11 protein-coding genes are annotated in these 16,768 nt (G+C 42.3%); 8 read left to right on the forward strand and 3 right to left on the reverse strand.

The genetic code is table 11. From position 1 onward, the window contains the following. The first annotated feature begins 295 nt into the window (after positions 1-295). The gene (locus RMZ43_RS25205) at positions 296-1,036 is read left to right on the forward strand and encodes an SDR family oxidoreductase (protein WP_322652849.1); all 741 of its coding nucleotides are present in this window, start codon (positions 296-298) and stop codon (positions 1,034-1,036) included. Positions 1,037-1,202: 166 nt separating this feature from the next. Here the strand turns inward: RMZ43_RS25205 and RMZ43_RS25210 are convergent, their stop codons facing one another. From RMZ43_RS25210 to lepA, 3 genes are all read right to left on the reverse strand, one after another. Beyond that, on the reverse strand, positions 1,203-2,249 hold the full coding sequence (locus RMZ43_RS25210) for a cyanophycinase (protein WP_322652850.1): 1,047 nt from the start codon (positions 2,247-2,249) through the stop codon (positions 1,203-1,205). Positions 2,250-2,925: 676 nt separating this feature from the next. Then, positions 2,926-4,113 (reverse strand): glycosyltransferase family 4 protein, encoded by a 1,188-nt coding sequence (locus RMZ43_RS25215; RefSeq protein ID WP_322652851.1) that lies wholly within the window; start codon positions 4,111-4,113, stop codon positions 2,926-2,928. A gap of 756 nt (positions 4,114-4,869) precedes the next feature. Next, positions 4,870-6,681 (reverse strand): translation elongation factor 4, encoded by a 1,812-nt coding sequence (gene lepA / locus RMZ43_RS25220; RefSeq protein ID WP_322649921.1) that lies wholly within the window; start codon positions 6,679-6,681, stop codon positions 4,870-4,872. Between the two features lie 580 nt (positions 6,682-7,261). Between lepA and RMZ43_RS25225 the strand changes: the two genes are divergently transcribed. The 7 genes from RMZ43_RS25225 (at position 7,262) to RMZ43_RS25255 (ending at position 16,750) form a co-directional block, all read left to right on the forward strand. Continuing rightward, entirely contained in the window at positions 7,262-7,498 is a 237-nt protein-coding gene (locus RMZ43_RS25225; protein WP_322649922.1) for a hypothetical protein, read from the forward strand. A gap of 170 nt (positions 7,499-7,668) precedes the next feature. After that, positions 7,669-9,432: an ATP-binding protein gene (locus RMZ43_RS25230; RefSeq protein ID WP_322652852.1), complete on the forward strand. Its 1,764-nt coding sequence runs from the start codon at positions 7,669-7,671 to the stop codon at positions 9,430-9,432. A gap of 565 nt (positions 9,433-9,997) precedes the next feature. Beyond that, positions 9,998-10,228, forward strand: a complete 231-nt coding sequence (locus RMZ43_RS25235; protein WP_100897064.1) for a NifU family protein — start codon at positions 9,998-10,000, stop codon at positions 10,226-10,228. A 77-nt stretch (positions 10,229-10,305) separates the two neighbouring features. Beyond that, positions 10,306-12,540, forward strand: coding sequence for a glycoside hydrolase (locus RMZ43_RS25240; protein ID WP_322649924.1), 2,235 nt, complete (start codon positions 10,306-10,308; stop codon positions 12,538-12,540). A gap of 526 nt (positions 12,541-13,066) precedes the next feature. After that, positions 13,067-14,119: a serine/threonine-protein kinase gene (locus tag RMZ43_RS25245; RefSeq protein ID WP_322649925.1), complete on the forward strand. Its 1,053-nt coding sequence runs from the start codon at positions 13,067-13,069 to the stop codon at positions 14,117-14,119. Between the two features lie 426 nt (positions 14,120-14,545). Then, positions 14,546-16,579 carry a serine/threonine-protein kinase gene (locus tag RMZ43_RS25250; protein ID WP_322649926.1) on the forward strand — a complete coding sequence of 678 codons (2,034 nt, stop codon included), beginning with the start codon at positions 14,546-14,548 and terminating at the stop codon, positions 16,577-16,579. A gap of 9 nt (positions 16,580-16,588) precedes the next feature. Next, positions 16,589-16,750, forward strand: a complete 162-nt coding sequence (locus tag RMZ43_RS25255) for a hypothetical protein (protein WP_322649927.1) — start codon at positions 16,589-16,591, stop codon at positions 16,748-16,750. Positions 16,751-16,768 lie beyond the last annotated feature (18 nt).

Below are 16,768 nucleotides of genomic sequence, written 5' to 3' on the forward strand. Positions count from 1 at the left end.
TCCTAAAGGTTGTGTTGATACATACTACTTATATATTAGTACAGCACGGCGTAAATCCAGCTACTATCTCAATTAACAAGACAAGTGGCTCAAGCCACTTGTTTTGCGGCACAGTGTACTAGACTTGCTCGAAGATAGTAACAGTGGCGTTGCTGATTCCATGTATGAAAATGATTTTGCATAATACCAAAATCCTTGTAGAGACGTAGCACTGCTACGTCTCTACATCCAGATTCATACTTTAATTGGGCAACACCGTAACAGTTGTCAGTGTTTATCAAAATAGAGAAGCAATATGTCAGAAGATTTGAAAGGCAAAGTTGCGCTAATCACTGGTGCAAACAAAGGTATTGGGTATGAGATCGCACGCCAACTAGGTTCTAGAGGCGCTACTGTTCTTGTTGCTGCAAGAGATATAAAACGTGGTGAAGAAGCGGCGAATAAACTTCGTTTAAGTGAGATCGATGCTCGATCAGTTCAACTTGATGTCACCAACCAAAAAACAATCGATTCTGCGGCTAAACAAATCGAGAGCGAATTCGGAAAACTTGACATCCTTGTGAACAATGCTGGGATCTTAAGTGATGGCGATCGCCTTCCACCAAGTCAAGTTGATATTGAAACACTGCGACACACTTACGATACAAATGTATTTGGAGTGTTTGCAGTTACAAAAACGCTGTTGCCACTCTTAAAGAAGTCAACAGCAGGGCGAATAGTGAATATATCAAGTGGTTTAGGTTCTCTGACTCAAAACTCTGACCCAAATTATGAGTTCGCTAATTCTAAGCTTCTCGCTTATAACTCATCAAAGACAGCAGTAAATGCCATCACAGTTCTATTGGCTGCTGAACTTAAAGATACCCCAATTAAAATCAATGCTGCTGACCCAGGCTTCACAGCAACAGACATTAATCAAAACCAAGGATACCGCACCGTTGAGCAGGGAGCGATCGCAGCAGTGAGACTTGCCACTCTACCTGATGATGGTTCTAACGGAGGGTTTTTTGATGAGGATGGCGTGGTTCCCTGGTAAGAAGTAGGGGGGCAGGAAGCAGGGAGCAGGAATTAGAATAACTCGGTTCATCCACCTTTGATCTCCGTTAACGAGTCTTTGAACTGGATGAATCCACCTTTTATCTCCGTTCATCCAGCTTGTCTGCTTGTCCTCTTTTCCCCACTCTCCACTCCCCACTCCCCATTTAATATGGATTTGAATCAATCCGTCCCCTTTTAACACTCCTGAGATAGTACCCAGAAGTTGGTCTATTTCTCAAGTTAAAGGTATCGCCACTGCGAACTTTCCAAATTTTGTAATTAGAAAAGGTCAACGGCTTTCGGGGTTCACATACTTCTGGTATATGATTGCCAAGTACAAAGTACGCGTCACCCCTACCCATAACTTTCACCAAACCGTTTTTATCCACAAGAACCGATGTACTTTCGCTAACCGCTATGCCTAAAACACTGCTAGCTACACCGTCCTTAATTTGACGAGCAATGAAAGCCATAATTCGACCCATTCTTTGACGCCTGTCGAAGTGGGTATCTACAATGGTTCCCTTCAAATTACTCCAATTGAAAAAGTTGTAAGTAAAAGTAATGTCTCGGTAGGGATCATCGAGTGCATCTCTAGTTTCAATGCCTTTTTCAGAAGAAGCACAAGCATCATAGACACAATCACTTTGGATCATCGCACCCGCACTAGTGCCACCAATACCACCTCCCTTAAGATAAACTGACTTAACGGCAGCCTCAAGCTTGGTATCTTTCCAATTACGGATGTATTGACATTGGTCGCCGCCAGCAAAGAAAATCACATCAGCATTTCTAACTTTTTCATAAATCTCAGCTTTATTTGCTTCTTCTCTATTGCGAATCAGAAGAGTTTCCACAAAGTTTACGCCCTTCATGGCATAAATTAACCGATTGTAATCATGATTACCATTGGTGCGGAGAACTACAACATTAACTCTAGTACCGGAGTTACTACCTCCCCTAACTTGGTTGATCATCCACTGGATTGCATCATCGACATCGGGGCCACCCCCACCTAAAGTAATGACTGGGCCTGCTAAGGAGGGTCTAGCATTGTCGAAAGAGGGGGAGGGGCGGACATCAACAGTGTCACCCAGGAAGTAGCGTTTCCAGCTTTCAATAAAACGGTTTATTAGGAAGGTTCCCATCTTCAACAACTTGATTCCTATATTTTTCAAGCGCCTTGCTATGCTTGGGAATGCCTTTGTCATACTAAACTTCTGGAGCAAACTGCAATTATTGCTAGGCTGTTACGCATTTTAATTGCTTATTTATCCGGGAAATTCGTCCTTTGTCATTAGTCATTTATCAGTTGTCTTTTATGAATAATCAATGACAAATGACAGTTTTAACGAAAAAATCTGCAACTTAAACGCGTACTAGCTTAACTCTGGCACTAGAGAGGGTAGAATTTCCAGCGTACAGGGCTTGTACTGTTTGTTAACTCAAAATAACGCGGAGTAATCATTTATTCTCTGCTCTACTCTGCGAAAATCTCCATATTGCTTGTGTCGTTTATAGCGCTTCTTCTTTGGATGCAATCACGATACACGCTAGGGGCACAGCAATGCTTATACCTGTCAACTTAACGTGAAACCCTTGTAATGACGTGATATTCAGTTCTCTGGCTTCCCATCACCATCCGCGTCACCCCACCCTAACCCTCCCCTTGTCAAGGGGAGGGAACAATTTTCCTGTTTCCCCCCTTGACAAGGGATGATTAAGGGGGGTAAAACGCCTGTGGGACAGGCATTTGAACTTAAGTTGACACCAATGAGCAATGCTGTGCCCCTACGATCGCTCGAAAAATGATATCCGAAACCTGATTAAATTTGTTCAAATAAAATTCTAGATCCCTGGCTTGTTGAAGAAACCGGAGATCTATGCTTACCAGGCAATTTGCGATCGCTCTTGTACAACTCGCTGATATACTTCTTCGGTTTGCTTGGCTAATTTTGGCCAGCTAAAGCGTCGCTTTAAATCCTCATAAGCGTTGTCCACCAGCCATTGCCGATATCCTGGATTTTTTAAAATCTCCAAAATTCCCCAAGCTAAAGAATCGGGATTGTTCACCCAAGTTACAATGCCTGTTTTCGTATGTTGTACTACTTCTGGAAAACCACCCGTATCAGAAACTACTACCGGAACCCGAGAAGCAAAGCTTTCTAAAGCCACAATTCCGAAAGGTTCGTAAAGACTAGGAAAAACGGCACAGTCAGCGACAGTTTGGAATCTATCTAAGTATTGATCGGAAAGAAAACCTGTAAAATAGCAATGATGCCAAATTCCCAAATCCCAGGCTTGGCGCTTGAGATGGTCAGTATTGCCGCCACCAACAATTACAAATTTAACGTTACCTCCCATTTGCGAAAGGATCTTAGGTGCGGCATTGAGCAATATAGGTACACCCTTTTCGTAAGTCATGCGACCCAGGTAATAAACGATTTGCTCATCGTCTGTGGCGAATTGGCGGCGAAAATTCAAAGCATGAAAATCTACGTTATGCTGTTTTTTTTCGGCTCGGATACCGTTATAAATGACATCGATTTTGTCCCAAGGACTGTGTAGCGCTCGTTCTACTTCTTGGCGCATATAGTTGCTACAAACAATAATTCGCCAAGCGTTGTAAGCTAGCAAGGTTTCTTTGCCACTTATATAACCTTGAATATCTGTGTGAATACCGTTATAGCGTCCGTATTCTGTAGCGTGAATTGTGGCAATTAGTGGTATTTTAAAATTATGCTTGAGAGCGATCGCAGCATCTCCTACTAACCAATCATGGGCATGAATTAAATCAAAAGGCCCTTCCTCTAAAATCAACTTACCACCATGATCTCCCATACTCAGGTTGAGATTGACTACCCAGTGGAAAAAGTCGTTACTATGTGCCACTGGCACTCGATGCACCTTTACTCCCTCAACCACTTCATACATCGACGCATGGCCAAATTCTGCTGTAATTAAGTGGACTTCATGCCCTAGCTTTACCAGTTCCGGGTACAATTCCGCTACATGCCGCGCAATTCCCCCAATAATCCTTGGCGGAAACTCCCAACTCAGTACCAGTATCTTCATCTACCAGATTCCCCGACACTTTACAAATATCTAAAAAATTACATTTACCTAAAAATACAAGAGTGGCAAATGCAGTGAGTATGTTTACTAAAATTTTGAGATTTTTTAACAGTTATTTTGTAAAAGCTTACCAAAGGTTATCAACTGTGAGCTAGAGATAGGGACTTTCAATTAAAAAAATAATCAATCGCTGTGTAGGCTACGGTATACACACAAGTCGAAAAATTCTCTACTCACATTTTTGTCAGAGTGAAACTGTCACGCTTACCGACATCCCGCCCAGAACTGAAGTTCAGGGCTGATAGCCCAAGTCCACTCAAGTGGACTAAATAAACTGAGTTCGGGATAAGCTAAAACACTTATCCCACCGTTGCTTGGTTCTGAGATATGTCAACGTGTTTGCGTCGTTTCCGTCAACTAACGCTGAATAAATCTTCTTAACCCGAACTGACGTTAAATAATTAATTCAGTCCACTTGAGTGGACTTTAGCTATGAGACTCGGAATTTATTCCGAGGCAAAATAGAAACGCAGTGCCAGATTTATTAATGATATGGCTGCGGCAAGACTTGTGTGTACACCGTAGCCTTAAAGGAAGAGAGAAATAGAAGTGAGGTTTTCCAGATACCGTGAAAAGTCAGACCGAGGTAAGTCGAAACCAACGGCTATGGTAAATCTATTACTAGAATTTACATAAGCTAAAGACCGAATTTATTCGGTCTTTGAGATGTCGCTGCAAGCATTTAGTACTCTTAAATCAGTTTTGATCCAAGCGTAGTACTGCCATAAAGGCTTCCTGCGGTACATCCACAGTACCCACAGATTTCATCCGCTTTTTACCTTTTGCTTGCTTCTGTAATAGTTTTTTCTTCCGGCTGATATCACCACCGTAGCACTTGGCTAACACATCTTTTCGCAAAGCGGGGATGTGTTCGCTGGCAATAACTTTACTGCCAATAGATGCTTGAATTGGCACTTTAAATTGATGGCGGGGAATTAGTTCCTTGAGTTTTTCCGCCATTGCCCGCCCGACGTTGTAAGCTTTATCCCGGTGTACAATCATCGCCAAGGAATCCACAGGATCGCCGTTAATCATGATATCCAGCTTCACCAGAGGATTTTCACGGTAGCCGATGAGGTGATATTCCATACTGGCGTAACCGCGCGATCGCGACTTCATTTGATCAAAAAAGTCAGTTACAACTTCCGCTAAGGGTAACTCATAAGTAAGTGTGGTTCGTCCTTGGGTGAGATATTTCATATCTTTGAAGATACCACGGCGGTTTTGTGACAACTCCATCAGGCTGCCAACATAAGTTTCCGGCGTAATCATCTCTACTTGGACGTAGGGTTCTTCAATTTTTTCGCGATCGTTGGGAGAAGGTAAGCGGCTGGGATTATCGATATACAGTTCCTCACCTTTGTTGGTGATCACCTTATAAACCACCGAGGGGGCTGTAATGATTAAATCTAAGTTATACTCCCGTTCTAGACGTTCCTGAACAATTTCCATGTGCAGCAAGCCCAAAAACCCGCAACGGAAGCCAAACCCCATCGCGCTGGAAGTTTCTGGTTCGTAATGCAGCGCTGCATCGTTGAGTTCGAGTTTTTCTAAAGCTTCCCGTAAATCTTCAAATTGATCAGCATCAATGGGGAACATCCCACAAAAAACCATTGGGTTCGCTTCTGCGTAACCTGGCAAAGGTGCTTCCGCTTTTGCCTTACTGAGGGTAATTGTGTCTCCTACCCGTGCATCAGCTACAGCTTTAATTGCCGCTCCCAAATAGCCCACTTCCCCTGCGTGGAGTTCATCAACTTGCTTTTGAGTCGGAGAAAGAACGCCTAACTCATCAATTTCAAATTCTTTACCAGATGCCATTAAATGGATGCGATCGCCTTTTTTCACTGTGCCATCCATCACCCGGAAATACACAATTACTCCCCGGTAACTGTCGTAATAGCTATCAAATATTAACGCTCGTAAGCGCTCATTTATGGTATTAGGCGGTGGCGGTATCCGCTCGACAACTGCTTCTAAAATCTCATCAATACCAATTCCTTCTTTAGCAGAGGCAAGAATCGCACCACTGCAATCTAGACCGATAATTTCTTCAATTTCGCCAATTACCCGTTCTGGTTCTGCCCCAGGCAAATCAATTTTATTCAAAACCGGGATAATTTCCAGGTTATTCTCTAACGCTAAATAGACATTTGCCAAAGTTTGCGCCTCCACACCTTGGGACGCATCTACTACCAATAGCGCTCCTTCACAAGCAACAAGAGAGCGCGAGACTTCATAAGAGAAATCCACATGCCCAGGAGTATCAATTAAGTTCAGCACATACTGCTGACCATCCTTAGCTGTGTAGTTCATCCGGGCAGCTTGCAGCTTAATTGTAATGCCGCGCTCCCGTTCCAGCTCCATATTGTCGAGGAACTGTTCCTTCATCTGTCGGTCTTCAACAGTGCCAGTAGCTTGTAGCAAGCGATCGGCGAGGGTTGATTTCCCGTGGTCGATGTGAGCAATAATACAAAAATTGCGAATGCGAACTGCGGGAACGTCAGTCATATACTATTATCTTTGCCTTAGCAGCAACCAAAGTTAAAAGAGCAATTTACTTAATGTATTTTAATGCTTTCTTTGCCAAGACGCTGCTAGCTTTTAGTGCTGAGTTGGTCATTGGTCATTTGTCATTTGTCATTAGTTATTCTTTCTTCCTCTGCTCACCCTGCCCCTTGCCCCCTGCTCCCCTGCCCCCTGCCCCCTGCCCTCTTCACCCCATCTTTAAATTTTGATCTAAATAGGTGGACTTTTAAGAATATTATGAAAGTCTATTTGTCGCTGCTAGTATTCAACAACTAGAAGCGTACAATAAATATAAATAAGTACATGTAGGGATCATGTAAGGATTGTGGATAATTACCACCCGTAATTACCCATAATCATTGATTTATCAGCAAAACTTCTAAAGGCCTTGTCTAGTCAGTTATATGAAAAATGCGATTTAAAACTTAAAGCTGTTACTTTGGTGCTAGTTCAGGGAACTATGTAAATATCCCCATGAAGATTTTCAGTGAATTAGCCCAAATTATGAATATAACTACTTTACAAAGCTTTAGACAAAACCAATTCAGAGTCTATCAAATCTATGAATATGCAAGAGAAAACTACCGAAGCGGAAAAAACACCAACCGATAAGGTAGAAATTGCTGTCCGCTTGGACTCCGAGCTACTAGAGCAAATTCAGCATCTCACTAATGACCCAAGTAAAGTGATTGAGGTGGCGATTCGTCAGTGGTTGCGGGGTGAAATCCTTAGAGATGACGAACTGACACGTACCCCTGTGCGTAAACCCATTCCTCCTCGGGGTGAATGGAATGATTGACACTATTAATCAGCTGTCAATACAAGTTAAAAAGTAAAGTTTGCCAATCTGGGTTTCAGATCACCAAGAAATACTCAATAAAACAAAAAAAGCTGTAAGAATTTATGCAAAAATTTGAGCAGCTTTAGTAAAATTACGGTCGGATACCCTTTGTCTATCCAACTCAATTAATGACTATTACTGCCAATTCCCAATTGTCAAATGTATTTTCCCCAAATCTGGAATCTATTCCCAGTAAGACTGATGGCTCATTAGCAACTCTAGGAGCCGAGTTGGTGTATACGCAAGATGGGGCAGGGCGCTATCTGACCTTTTGTTGGCAGCACAGCGAACTCCTGGGGTTAAATAGCGAAAAAATAGTTGATGAACTGAACCAGACCCAAACCTTTGTCCCGGTGGATAAAGTTACTTATTTGGAACGATTGCACCGGATTTTGACAACTTTGGTGCCAGAAAGGTTTCAGTGTTGGTTTAGCTACCAGCAAGAATTATTTGAGTTGGACTTGGTGATTAGTCCGATTATGCCGAGTTTGGGAACGACTGCCACTACAGTTTTAGTGATGGGACGGTTATTGCAAGCGACACTCAACAAGAAACAAGTACCTGTAGCAGCAAAAACGCCCATACAAATAGACTTGGCAATGCGATCGCAGCAACACCAAAAAGTGGTAAATCGCATTACCAGAAATATCCGCCGGACGTTGGATTTAGATATTATTTGGCAGCAAACAGTTGATAGTTTAGGTAAGGCTCTGCGGCTAGAGCGCTGTATTATTTGTCCTTATCAGCCCTCTAGCTCAAAAGTGGAGGTAAAGGCTGAGTATCACCAGTCAGCACTCAAATCAATGCTTGGCTTAGAAATAGATATAACTTCAGAGCCTGCCTTTGCTCAAGCTTTGGCAACTCTAGAACCAGTTGTAATGCAAATGCCTGGATATGCACAGTCTGGGCAGCAGAAAACTTTGGTGATTGCAACTTGCTATCAAGACCAGGCTAATGGATTGGTTGCCTTGAGTTGGCGGGATGAATGCTACACATTATCAGAATCAGAATTAGAACTGGCAAAAGAAGCAGCAGATCAATTGGGAACTGCGATCGCTCATGCTACTTTATATGAAGAATTAGAAGTAGCGCGTCAAAAAGCCGAAGAAGCTTCCCGTCTCAAAAGCGAGTTTCTAGCTAATGTATCTCATGAAATTCGGACTCCCCTCAACGGCATGATTGGCTTCTTGAAGCTGATTTTAGAAGGGATGGCAGATGATCCAGAAGAACAAAACCAGTTTTTGTCTGAAGCTCACCAATTATCGATACATCTGCTAAATATTATCAACGACATTTTGGACATCGCTAAAATCGAAGCTGGCAAAATGGAGCTAGCTTACGCTCCAGTCAAGCTAGATGAGCTATTCCATGATGTCGAAAATTTCATGCGTCCCCAAGCAGAAATGAGAAACCTCAGCTTCCAGATGCAAATGCCTCCTACCTCTGATGAAATTATTGTCCAAAGCAACTATCAACGGTTGTTACAAGTGATGCTTAATTTGGTAGGTAATGCTATTAAGTTTACCCATGAAGGTGGTGTCACCGTTAGCGCCGATTTAGTACTCAAAAAGGCAAACTTTCAAGATCAGCAGTTTCCTGGCATGGTGAAAGTACGTGTAGCGGATACTGGAATTGGTGTTTCTTTAGACAAACAAGATAAACTTTTTCAATTATTCTCTCAGGTGGATGGTTCTCGCACTCGCCACTACGGCGGTACAGGTTTAGGATTGGCAATATCCCAAAAGCTAGTGGAGGCAATGGGCGGCGAGGTACATTTTTATAGTCTGGGCGAAGGACTTGGCTCAACAGTCACATTCACCGTGCCACTATATCAACAACCAGTCATGGTTTCATCCAATGATAGCGACTCAACAAGTAGTGCTGAATGTTAGTCATTAGTCATTGGTTATTTGTCATTTGGAAGATTACCAGTACCGGGTTTTGAGTTTTAAACTTTAAAGTTTTTTAGCAATTATTATTTAATAAGCATATTGGGCACTTGTACTGAGCGTTGCCATAAAGCCTGCGGCATAGCTACGCTTAGGGCACAGTCTCTCATAGAAAAGTATAGGATATTGGGAAAAATTTCCTTGTCCTCACCTCCTGGCGTTCTCTTCAGGACTTTAACCGCTAAAGTAGAGTAGGAGGGCTTGCACGACAAATTGTTCAGCTAATCTAATATCAAATTGCTAAAACCAGCAGTGGTTTAGTCAAAAGTCATTAAAAACTGACACCTGACAATCTAGCGGCAATTAGATTTAGGATCGATTTAACAAAGCTGAAAAATAAAATTTTGGATAATGGTTAATGAGTAACCGTGCATAGGGCACAGAGATAATTATTATTCAATGCCCAATGCCCCATGCCCCATGACGGCAGTTGCTCCACTTGGGGAGACCCCAAGACCGCACTGCCTCCCCAATCCCTATCTATCATTAACTTAGCAGGTCTAAAACTATGGAACTGACAATTGACAACGTTGAAACAGTCTTAGATGAAATGCGCCCTTATCTCATGTCTGATGGCGGCAACGTGGAACTCGTAGAACTCGAAGGGCCTATTGTAAAACTGCGCCTGCAAGGTGCGTGTGGTTCTTGCCCCAGTTCTGCAATGACTCTGAGAATGGGTATTGAGCGCCGCTTAAAGGAAATGATTCCCGAAATTGCAGAAATTGAGCAAGTGGTGTAAAAGTTAGGAGTTAGAAGTTAGGAGTTATGAGTTTGAATCAACTCCTAACTCCTCATTCTTAACTCCTAACTATTCCTATGTCCCATCCTCTCTACATCGCTTTTATCTGGCATCAACATCAGCCACTGTACAAATCTCCTGGCAGTGGCGTTTCGCTATCTTCTAGTCAGCAGTACCGGCTTCCTTGGGTACGTTTGCATGGGACTAAAGATTATTTGGATTTGGTATTGCTTTTAGAGCGGTATCCTAAGTTACACCAAACAGTGAATTTAGTTCCATCGCTGATATTGCAACTCGAAGATTATATTGCTGGCACTGCTTTTGACCCTTATCTCACAGCGAGTTTGACACCGGATGAACAACTCACGCAGCAGCAGCGCGAATTTATTATCCAACACTTTTTTGATGCCAATCATCATACTCTGATTGACCCTCATCCCCGTTATGCCGAGTTGTATCAGCAAAGGCAGGAAAAAGGGCAAGCTTGGTGTTTAGCAAATTGGGAATTGTCAGATTATGGCGATTTGTTAGCTTGGCACAATTTAGCTTGGATCGATCCTCTGTTTTGGGATGACCCGGAAATTGCTACTTGGTTGAAACAGGGACGGAATTTTACTTTAAGCGATCGCCAGCGCATTTATTCCAAACAGCGAGAAATCCTCAGCCGCATTATCCCCCAACATCGGAAAATGCAGGAGGCGGGGCAGCTAGAAGTTACCACCACGCCTTACACTCACCCAATTTTACCCTTACTAGCTGATACTAACTCTGGTCGGGTAGCTGTGCCCAATATGACACTACCTAAGCAGCGTTTTCAGTGGGCAGAAGATATTCCCCGCCACTTGCGGAAAGCTTGGAACTTGTATAAAGACCGCTTTGGACAGATACCTCGTGGTTTGTGGCCTTCGGAACAATCAGTAAGTCCGGCAATCCTTCCAGATATTATTAACCAAGGATTTAAGTGGATATGCTCAGATGAAGCTGTCTTAGGGTGGACGCTGAAGCACCTTTTTCATCGGGATGGGGCGGGGAATGTGCAGCAACCAGAACTGTTGTATCGACCCTATCGCCTGCAAACCGCCGAGGGTGATTTGTCAATTGTGTTTCGTGACCACAGATTATCAGATTTGATTGGCTTTACTTATAGCGCGATGCCTGCAAAAAAAGCAGCAGCAGATTTAGTGGGACATTTGCAAGCGATCGCTAAAATGCAAAGAGAAAGTCAAAGTGAAGAACCTTGGCTAGTTACCATTGCTTTGGATGGGGAGAATTGCTGGGAATTTTATCCCGAAGACGGTAAACCCTTTCTAGAAGCTTTATATCAAAGCTTGAGCGATGAACCCCACCTCAAACTCGTCACAGTTTCCGAATTTCTGGAAGAATTTCCAGCCACAGCCACTATCCCCGGAGGACAACTACATAGTGGTTCTTGGGTAGATGGCAGTTTCACTACTTGGATTGGCGATCCCGCTAAAAATCGTGCTTGGGATTACTTGACACAAGCAAGGGAAATGCTGGCAAGTCATCCTGAAGCGACGGAAGAAAACAATCCCGAAGCATGGGAAGCGTTGTATGCCGCAGAGGGTTCAGACTGGTTTTGGTGGTTTGGCGCAGGACACTCCTCAAATCAGGATGCAATTTTTGATCAATTATTTCGAGAACATCTTTTTGGCATTTACAAGGCATTAAATGAACCTATACCGTCCTACCTCAAGCAACCAGTAGAAATCCACCAAGCGCAGGGAAGCCACACCCCACAAGGATTTATTCATCCTGTCATTGATGGTAGAGGTGATGAACAAGATTGGGACAAAGCTGGACGCATAGAAATCGGCGGGGCGCGGGGGACAATGCACAATAGCAGTGTCATCCAGCGACTTTGGTATGGGGTGGATCACTTAAATTTCTATGTACGGCTGGACTTTAAAAGTGGCGCTGCACCAGGGCAAGATTTTCCAGCAGAGTTGAATTTGCTGTGGTTCTATCCAGAAAAAACAATGGTTAACAGCCCAATTCCCTTGGCAGATATACCAGATGCAGCCCCACTTAATTACCATTTCCACCATCTTCTGGAAGTTAACTTGCTAACGCAATCGATTCAATTTCGGGAAGCTGGAGATAATTATCAATGGCATCCCCGTTTCAGTCGCGCTCAAGTAGCTTTAAATAATTGTTTAGAGTTGGCAGTACCGTGGGCAGATTTGCAAGTTCCACCAGATTATCCCCTACGCCTGATTTTGGTGCTTGCAGATGAAGGGCGTTTTTGCAACTACTTGCCAGAAAATGCTTTGATTCCCATTGAAGTGCCTTAGAACTTAATAGGTTTGGTGTTTAGCCCTTTTAAGGTGACTTGTAATACATGTCCGCTAAATTACCCATAAGAACCCCACCCCGCTTGCGGGGAGGGGTTGGGGGTGGGGTTCTTCGAGTTTAATAATCAAGCAGACATGAGATAAAATCTCTTTTTTCTCTCTGCCCTCTTTGCGTCTGGGCGGTTAAAAAGTTTTTTGTTTAACCACAGAGGCACAGAGAAGCCAGTGCGCCCTTGCGGTTCCCCTTGGGAGAAGCAACTGGCGCAACACAGAGAGAAAGAGACAATCCTAAAAGCTTTTACTTAGGTTTATACAAATGACAGATTTACGCCTTTATAGCTAATTCATTTGTGGCAAAGTATGTCTATACATATTTAATCTTATTTGTCAATCTGTAATTTCTACAAAAATTTAGTTTTATTTTTTGAGGAACTTTGATGATTTGACAAAGTTACAGTAATTTTACTGTAACCAAAGAATATTTGTCGTAAGATTAAAAACATTTCAAAACAGATATTCTACGCTAATGGATCGCTTTTCTCAGAAAATAACGAATTCTCAAGAGAGCATTTTACAGCACACTCAACTTGGCCAGATATGTGGTTCCAAGAAGCTATTTGGCGATCGCTATGAAATATTGCAAATTTTGGGTAGAGGTGGATTTGGGATCACGTTTTTAGCCAAAAATGCCGTATTACCTGGAAATCCTCTCTGTGTTATTAAACAGCTTTGTCCAAAAGTGACTAATCCTCAAAGCTGGCAAAGGGCATGTAGGCGCTTTGAAAAAGAAGCAAGAACTTTGGGCCAACTCGGTAGTCATTCGCAAATCCCCATGCTATTAGACTACTTTCAGGCAAATGGGGACTTTTTTCTAATTCAAGAATATGTGCCGGGTTTGACTTTGGCACGAGAAGTGCGGCAAACTGGCCCCAAAAGTGAAGCCTCAGTTAAACAGTTTTTGCAAGAATTATTACCTGTATTAAAGTATCTTCATAAACATCATGTGATTCATCGGGATATTAAGCCTCAGAATTTATTGCGGTGTGAGTATGACAAACGAATAGTGCTGATTGATTTTGGGGCGGTGAAAGAGCAATTAGCTGATGCTTGTGAAAACTCAATCCATCAAATTGCAAACACCAACTTTATCGGAACTAGGGGATTTGCACCACCAGAACAGTTTTCTCTACGTCCAGTTTATGCCAGTGATATTTATGCACTAGGTATAACTTGTATTTTTATGTTGGCTGCTAAAAATCCTTTAGAATTTGACTACGACGAAAATACTGGTGAAATATGCTGGCGAAAAGAGCTAAATATTAGCAATAGTTTTGCCCAGATTTTAGGGAAAATGGTAAAAGTTTCGTTAAACGATCGGTTTAAAACTGCCGATGAAGTGATGACAGCTTTAGGTCATGAAAGCTATTCGCCTACTTTGGCTGACTGTTTAACTACCCAAAAATTAAATAATAAAAGTATTGCACAATACGGAAATTCTTATGAAACTCCTGATGGATATTTACCACCTGTAGCTAGAACTGCTAATGCTATTCGGAAATGGAGAGCAAAGCTAAAGTAAACAAGTTCGCACTGCCTAAAGTATCAAATTAACAGTTAATGATGGGTGATTTAAAATATCAAAAACAAATTTAGTAAGCATTTTAACCACATTTAATAGTCATGATAGTTAATTAATCAGGGTTTATCTTTAATACTTAGTAGGTTATTGCTTGCCAATATACAAGCAAAATTACTAGGTTTAAAAGTTCCGAAAAAATTTTTATTCAAATTATTATATAATCGAGAGAATAATTAATCTTATGGCTCTCGTAGTTTTCCACAGATAAGGAAGACTGACACTAATTTACAAACGCTAACTATATTAAGTAATTCCCCAATCCCCAGAACAGGGTTTTCTACCACGAGTAAGCGAGAGTCAATTTTCTTAAGGGAAAGTTCGGGGCAAACTTAGCCTAAGTTGTCATGCAGTCGCGCCTGTCAGATCATGATCTGCTGCTTAAATCCCGATTGCTCAAATCCCCTGAATCCCAATGGAAAGAAGTTTTGCCAAAGTTGTAGCACCCCGTTGGTGTCACTTTTAAGAAATCGCTTCCGTGTCGTCCGAGTTCTTTCAGATGAGGGGGGATTTGGCAGAACCTATCTATCAGAAGATGTCGATAAACTTAATGAACGTTGTGTTATCAAGCAATTAGCTCCAAAATTCCAAGGAACTTGGTCGCAAAAAAAGGCGATGGAGTTGTTTGCTGAAGAAGCACAACGACTACAAGACCTTGGGGAACATCCCCAAATTCCAACTTTGCTAGCTTACTTTGAGCAAGACGGCTGTCTATACTTAGTGCAGCAGTTTATTAATGGAGAAAATTTATTAAAGGAGTTGCAACAGCGCAAAGCTTATAACGCTAGGGAAATTCAATCTATTTTGCTAGATTTACTGCCCATCCTGAAATTTATCCACGATCGCAAAGTCATTCATCGAGATATCAAGCCAGAAAATATTATCCGCAATAAAAGTGATGGGCGATTAAGTTTGATTGATTTTGGTTCCTCAAAGCAATTCACCGCCAAAGTTCAGCAGAAATCTGGCACATCCATTGGTTCGCATGGTTATTCACCGCTAGAACAAATTAGAGATGGTAAAGCTTTCCCTGCCAGTGACTTGTTCGGTTTGGGGGCTACCTGCTTTCATCTGCTAACGGGAAATTCCCCCTTTCAATTGTGGATGGAATCTGGGTATGCCTGGGTGAGTAATTGGCGGGAATATTTGCGGAGTCCATTAAATCCTGAATTGGATTTTGTCATCGACAAGCTTTTGAAAAAAGATATCCATGAACGTTACCAGTCAGCCGATGAAGTTCTTAGAGATTTGAGTCCAAAACAACTCCTGGCGCTACCACCAGCCGGGAAATCCTCTGGAAAAATACCGCCAACTAAAGCACCAGATTTACCAAAAAGTTATCCCTTAGTGAGAATTGTAATCTTGGTAAGTGCTTTGATTCTGTTGTTTGGATTTCAAGAATCTTGGTATAGACATTTTCGCCGGATTCAGACTAGTTTAGTTTCTCGGCTGACTCAGCACAATAATTCTGGCAAAGATGAAGCATTTTTAGGTCAACCACTAAAGATTACTTTGGGTAAGGTTTCCTTAGTTAATACCCTGCAAGGACATGGATCAGTTTTATCTGTTGTCATTAGCCCCGATGGCAAAACCATTGTTAGTAGTGGGGGCGATGGCACAATCAAACTTTGGAATTTTGCAACTGGAAAACAAATCTCTTCACTTGATGGGCATTCTCAGCAGGTGAATGTAGTGGCGATTAGTCCAGATAGCAAAACTCTGGTTAGTGGTAGTGATGACGACACCATCAAAATCTGGAATTTGGCAACACGAAAGCAAATTCGCACTCTTACAGGGCATTCTGATTCAGTTCATGCCTTAGCCATCAGTGGTGATGGCGAGACTCTGGTGAGTGGTAGTGATGACAACACCATCAAAATCTGGGATTTAGCAACAGGAGAGCAAATTCGGACACTGACAGGGCATACATTCTGGGTGCGATCGCTAGCTATTAGCCCTAATGGTGTGATTCTTGCCAGTGGCAGTTTTGACAAGACTATCAAAATCTGGAATCTGACAAAAGGGTACTCAATCCGCACACTGGAGGGAAATCATCAAACAGTAACAGCCGTGGCTATTAGCCCCGATGGTAAAACTTTAGCCAGTGCTAGCCGCGACCGTACCATTAAACTTTGGAATCTAACTACGGGAAAAGAAATTCGCACACTAGTAGGACATGCCAACACAGTTACATCCGTAGCCTTTAGTGCCGATGGTAAAATTGTTGCTAGTGGTAGCCGCGATCGCACCATCAAACTGTGGAATTCAGCCACAGGAGAAGAAATTTTGACATTGACGGGGCATACCAACACTGTGACATCTGTCACCTTCAGCCCTGATGGCAAGACTCTTGTCAGTGGTAGTGAAGATAATACTATTAAAATTTGGCAATTGTCTCAGTGAAGAGGAATTTTGACATTTCTCGATAGTTTGGAGCAGAAAAATACAGGTTCACAATTTTATGCGATCGCTGTGGAAATATTATCTTCAATTATCGGCATCTGTCATACCCGAAGACGTAATTTTCGATTTTATAAAGAAAAATTCTACCTTCTAGAATCGAGATTGTTTTAATGCGATCGCTGACTTCAA

This window comes from Nostoc sp. CmiVER01 (genome assembly GCF_034531135.2).
GTDB lineage: Bacteria > Cyanobacteriota > Cyanobacteriia > Cyanobacteriales > Nostocaceae > Nostoc.